Annotated in this window: 4 protein-coding genes; 2 read left to right on the forward strand and 2 right to left on the reverse strand. The window is 74.3% G+C overall.

Annotated features, from left to right (window positions below; genetic code table 11):
* On the reverse strand, positions 1–961 hold a 961-nt coding region (locus ACFP3V_RS07935; protein WP_380581274.1), incomplete at its 3' end, for an RNA polymerase sigma factor.
* A 308-nt stretch (positions 962–1,269) separates the two neighbouring features.
* Positions 1,270–2,001, reverse strand: a complete 732-nt coding sequence (locus tag ACFP3V_RS07940) for a TetR/AcrR family transcriptional regulator (protein ID WP_380581276.1) — start codon at positions 1,999–2,001, stop codon at positions 1,270–1,272.
* Positions 2,002–2,322: 321 nt separating this feature from the next.
* On the opposite strand from ACFP3V_RS07940, the gene ACFP3V_RS07945 reads away from it, so the two are divergent.
* The gene (locus ACFP3V_RS07945) at positions 2,323–3,603 is read left to right on the forward strand and encodes an NAD(P)/FAD-dependent oxidoreductase (protein WP_380581280.1); all 1,281 of its coding nucleotides are present in this window, start codon (positions 2,323–2,325) and stop codon (positions 3,601–3,603) included.
* A 111-nt stretch (positions 3,604–3,714) separates the two neighbouring features.
* Entirely contained in the window at positions 3,715–5,502 is a 1,788-nt protein-coding gene (locus ACFP3V_RS07950; protein ID WP_380581278.1) for an ATP-binding SpoIIE family protein phosphatase, read from the forward strand.
* Positions 5,503–5,534: the final 32 nt, after the last annotated feature.

The following is a 5,534-nucleotide window of genomic DNA, read 5'->3' on the forward strand; positions in this document are numbered from 1 at the left end:
CGGCGGCCCCGCCGCCGACCAGTCCCGCGGCCAAGGCGGTGCCGTAGCCCGAGCCGAGCCAGACCAGCAGCCCGGAGGGCAGCAGCTCGCGCAGGCTGTGGTTGAGGTCCACCAGCTCCAGGTAGGCGGCCGAGCAGCGGTCGCACTCGTCCAGGTGCGCGCGCATCCCGCCCGCCGCCCGCTTCCCGAGCGCCCCGCGGGCCAGCTGCCCCAGCCTGCCCGCGTACTCGGTGCAGCCGCTGCCCTCCGGCAGCGCCGCGACGTGCGCCTGCAGGTAGCCGGCGGCCAGCCGGTCCCGGGCCCGGTGCGCCTGCACGGCCGTGGCGTTGGCCGTCTTGCCCAACAGCAGCGCGACCTCGCGCGGCGGCTCCTGCTCGACCTCGGTGTGCCACAGCAGCAGCCGGTCGTCCGCGTCCAGGTTCCGGAAGGCCTCCAGGACCAGCGAGTGCTCGACCCCGGCGAGCGCGGCGGCATCCGCCCCGGGATCGGTGACGTCCACCTCGGCGACGGCGGGGGAGGTGGCCGCGAACACCTGGAAGTCGTCGATGAGCTGCTCCCGCCGGTCGCTCCGCGACCAGGCGGCGGCGACGTTGCGGACCGCCGTCAGCAGGTAGGCGCGGACCGCGACCTCCGGGCCCTTGCCCGAGCGCAGCGCCTGCAGCGTGCGGGCGAAGACCTCGCCCGCGAGGTCCTCGGCGGTGAAGGCGTCCCGGCAGCAGGTGCGCGCGTAGCGGCGCACGGCGGCGGAGTGGCGGCGGTACAGCTCCTCGTAGGCGGAGTCGTCACCGGCGCGCACGGCGGCGGTCAACTCCGCGTCGGACGGCGGGAGTTCACCGTCGTCGTCGACAGGACCGCCGGGCTGCGGGACGTGCCCGGGCCGCGGGGCGCCGTCCGGCGCGCCCCGGTGCCGGCCGCCTTGCGGCGGCACGTGCGCCGCGTCCTCCTCGAGCCCCTCGGCCATCGCCTGCTCCCCGCTTTCCGCTAGGCGCTCAGCCTCCCATATAGCAGACGGCGCCCGTCCCTGACGCCCACCCTCCACTCTTTCGAGCGACCCGTCAGGGCCCCGTCAGGGGCGCGAGGACCCCCCTTCGGGCAGGAGGTGCCCCACCGCGACCAGCCCACCACTCGCGGAGGTTCGACACTCGGGACGGACCTCCCCGAGTGTTGGGTTGCTCGCGGTGGGGGCACCTCCCGCTGTGGGGGCACCCCCGGCCGAAGGCTGGGGGAGGGCGGGCGCCTGCGGGGCGGGTCGCCGGGCGCCCCGCAGGGCTACGCGCTGAGGCCGGCGAGGAGGAGGTCGAGGAGGCGGGTGGGGCCCGTGGCCTCCGTCGTGGCGTGGGGCGGCACCGAGGCCGTGAGGACCAGCACGATGTCCGACACGGTCACCCCCGCCCGCAGCGTGCCGTCCGCGGAGGCCCGGTCCACCAGTTCGGAGAGCAACCGCAGCAGCCCCGACGGGTCCGCGTCCGCTCCGAACTCCTCGTCCACCGCGCCGGTCTGACCCGCCGTGGGAACCGGGGCGGTCGCCGTCACGTCCAGTGCCTGCCGCTGCGTCGGCACCCGCAGCATCGCCTCCGCCTGCCGGAAGGCCTCCGGCGGCAGCAGCCGGCCCGCGCCCGCGGCGACCGCTCGGGTCAGGAAGCCCTCCAGCGCCTGCCACGGCGTCGGGCCCTCGCCCAGCGCCTCCCGTGCCTGCGCGGTGAGCCAGACGACCTCTTCCGCGGCGATCCGCCGCACCAGCACTTCTTTGCTGGGGAAGCGCCGGTAGACCGTGCCCACCCCGACGCCCGCGCGGCGGGCGACCTCCTCCATCGGTGCGCCGTAGCCGAGTTCGCCGAACACCTCGCGGGCCGCGCGCAGCACGCTCTCCAGGTTCCGCCGGGCGTCCACCCGGAGCCGGCCCGAGCCCCGCACCGTGCTGCCGCCCGCCGACGCTCCGGCGCGCTGAGCCGGTATCCCCTCGCCGCGCGAAAGTGTCGTCGTCTCCTGTTGCTGAACCATGTGGTCCGGTCCTCCCCCGTGTGACTGACCCAATGACGATAGTTGAGACGAGTCGGGACACGACAGAGGGAATCGCCGCGGATGGCCTTCACCACACGTCAGTTCGGGGTGAACCCGGCGCTGGGACGTCACCCGTGTTGACCGAAGTCACACCCGATCCGGTACGGACTATGGACGGGTGGGCCCGCCAGGGTGCGGAATGGAGCCGTGAGCACCCCCACCCCCCAGGCTCCGACCGACAGACCGTCAACCGACCGGCCGCCCACCGGAGGAAGCCGCATCCTCCTGATCGGCGGCGGGCACGTCGGCCTCACGGCCGCCATGCGCCTGCAGGCGCGGCTGCGGCCCGGAGAGGCCCAGGTCACCGTGGTCGACCCCAAGTCCTACATGACCTACCAGCCCTTCCTCGCGGAGGCCGCGGCGGGGACCGTGGACCCCCGGCACGTGGTGGTCCCGCTGCGCAAGGTGCTGCCCGACTGCCGGGTCGTCCTCGGGCGTCTGGAGATCCTCGAACCCGCCCGCCGCCACGCCGTGGTGAGCCTGCCCCCGCCGGTCCGCGGCACGACCGAGCCCGGAGCGCTCGAGATCGACTACGACCTGCTCGCGCTCGCTCCCGGGGCCGTCTCCCGGATCCTGCCGGTGCCCGGGTTGGCGGAGCACGGCATCGGCTTCCGCAGCGTCGAGGAGGCGGTGTCGCTGCGCAACCACGTGCTGGAGCAGCTGGACCTCGCCTCCTCCACCCGCGATCCCCAACTCCGCCAGGCGGCACTGACGTTCGTCTTCGTCGGCGGCGGCTACGCGGGCACCGGCGCGCTCGCGGAACTGGAGGACATGGCCCGCTACGCCACCCGGCACTTCCACAACATCCGCGCGGAGGACCTGCGTTGGGTCCTGGTCGAGGCCGGGGACCGGATCCTCCCCGAGACCGAGCCCGAGGTCGGCCGGCGCACCACCGAGGAGCTGCGCGACCGCGCCATCGACGTGCGGCTCGGCACCCGGCTGGAGTCCGTCGGCGACGACGGTCTGGTCACCCTCTCCGACGGGAGCCGGTTCCTGGCCCGCACCCTCGTCTGGACCGCCGGCGTGCGCGCCAACCCGGTGCTCGCCCGCACCGGCCTCGCGCTCGACGCCCAGGGACGCCTGCGCTGCGACGCCACGCTGCGCGTACTCGGCGCGGACCAGGTCTGGGCCGCCGGAGACTGCGCCGCCGTGCCCGACCTGACCAGGCCCGGCGAGTTCTGCGCGCCCAACGCCCAGCACGCCGTCCGCCAGGCCGAGGTGCTGGCGGACAACCTGCTCGCCGCCCTGCGCGGGGAGCAGCCCGCCGCCTACCGGCACGAGTCCAAGGGCTCGATCACCTCGCTCGGCCTGCACAAGGGCGTGGCCCAACTGCGCGGGCGCGCGCTGCACGGACGCTCCGCCTGGCTGCTCCATCGCGCCGTGCACCTCCGCCGGCTGCCCACGCTGGACCGCAAGGCGCGCGTCCTCTTCGACTGGGCCCTGGGCGGCCTGCTGAAACGCGAGACCGTCTCGCTGTCCGCACTCCAGGAGCCGCGTGCGGGTTTCGAATCCCTGCTCGACGAGGAGCGCCGGGATCGCTGACACACCGTCGATTGCCTGATTCCCGTAGACGGTTCGGTGGGTCAGACTAGGGCGCGACATTGTCCGAAACTCTGGACAGGATCCCAGCCGCACAGCAGCAGAAGGACATCGGTGAACCTCACACGCTGGAGCGCCCGGCTCCCCGGCGGGCAGCGGCGGGCGGCCCCGCCCGCGGAGCCCGGAACCACGCCCAGCGTCCCGGCGGCCCGCGAACTGCCGGACCAGCCGCCCGAGCCCGCCGTCCGCCACGAGCACGCGGACCACGAGCACCTGCCGGTCCGCGACGTGCTCAGCCACCTGCCCGCGCTGGTCGCCGTCAGCTACGGGCCGAGCCACCGGATGGCCTACCTCAGCCGCGCCTGGACCGAGGTCTTCGGCCACCGCCCCATCGGTATCCCGGCCGCCAAGGTGCTGCCCGAACTGCGCGAACTCGGCCTGCTGCCACTCATGGACCAGGTCTACCGGACCGGCCGGGCGCGAACGGTCAAGGCCCGCAAGGTCCCTCACACCTCGTCAGCCAGTGCGAACGGGTCGGCCCGCTACTACACCTTCGTCTGCGCCCCGGTGCGGGAGACCGAGGACCTCGGCGAACAGCTCGCCGCGCTCACCAGCGCCGGCAACACCCCCGCCCACGGCACCCGCGTGCTCGGCGGCCTGGGCGCCTTCACCAGCCTGCGCCGCTCCACCGGCGCGTCCGACGTCTGCGGTGTCCTCGTCTTCGGCGCCGAGGTGACGGACCAGGTCCAGGTCACCGAGAGCCTGCGGGAGAGCGAACGCCGCCACCGCGAGGCCGCCGTCACCCTCCAGCGGAGCCTGCTGCCGCAGAAGCTGGAACAGCCCGACGACCTCCGCGTCGCCGCCACCTACCAGCCCGGCGGCGCCGACGCCGCCGTCGGCGGCGACTGGTACGACGTGATCACCCTCGGCGGCGGCCGCACAGCGCTGGTCATCGGCGACGTCATGGGCCGCGGCATGCGCGCTGCGGCCGTGATGGGCCAGCTGCGCACGGCGGTCCGCGCCTACGCCAGGCTCGACCTTCCCCCGCACGAGGTGCTGCAACTGCTGGACGGCCTGGCCTCGGAGATCGACGCGACACAGATCGCCACCTGCCTCTACGCCGTCTTCGACCCGAGCGAACAGCGCCTCACCTACGCCTCGGCCGGCCACCTGCCGCTGATGATCCGTCAGGCCGACGGGACGGTCCTGCGACAGCCCGAGCCCTGCGGCCCGCCCCTGGGCACCGGCGGCTGGCTGCACAGCAGCTCCTCGATGGCCTTCCCGACGGGCGCGACGGGCGTCCTCTACACCGACGGCCTGGTGGAGCGCCGCGACCAGGACATCGACCGCGGCCTGGACGCGCTGGCCCGCACCTTGAAGGGGGCCGCCGGCCACCCGGAGGTCGTCTGCTCGCGGCTGCTCCGCGCCATGGGGGTTGGCCCCCAACACGACGACGACGTGGCGGTCCTCGCCTTCCAGCTCCCGGAGCGGGAGCCGGAAGCCTCGGAGCTGTTCCGCTCCGCTTCCCTCGACCTGCTCGGCGGAACAGAGGCCGCGGCCAGCGCCCGCGCCTTCACCACCGGAGTGCTGAGCAGTTGGCAGCTCGACGGCGAGCTCCATGACATGGGCGTGCTGGCGGTGAGCGAGCTCGTGTCCAACTCCCTGATGCACGGTCACCCGCCGACCCGCCTGCGGCTCCGCCGCACCGACCGCCGCCTGACGGTGGAGGTGACGGACGCGGACGAGCACCTGCCGAGCAGGAAGAAGGCGGAGCCGGCCGACGAGTCCGGACGCGGCATCGCGATCGTCGCGGCGATCAGCAACAGCTGGGGTTCGCGGCGCACGCCGGAGGGTGGGAAGGCCGTCTGGTGCGAGTTTGACATCGCCCGGAGGCACACGTAACGTTCTTCGAGTTGCCCGCTGAGCGGCTGAGC

Source organism: Streptacidiphilus monticola, from assembly GCF_042658505.1.
Lineage (GTDB): Bacteria > Actinomycetota > Actinomycetes > Streptomycetales > Streptomycetaceae > Streptacidiphilus > Streptacidiphilus monticola.

What these genes read in the sequence shown, in the direction of transcription:
- ACFP3V_RS07940 (WP_380581276.1), bottom strand. Translation starts at nt 2,001, where the DNA reads ATGGTTCAGCAACAGGAGACGACGACACTTTCGCGCGGCGAGGGGATA.
- ACFP3V_RS07945 (WP_380581280.1), top strand. Translation starts at nt 2,323, where the DNA reads ATGCGCCTGCAGGCGCGGCTGCGGCCCGGAGAGGCCCAGGTCACCGTG.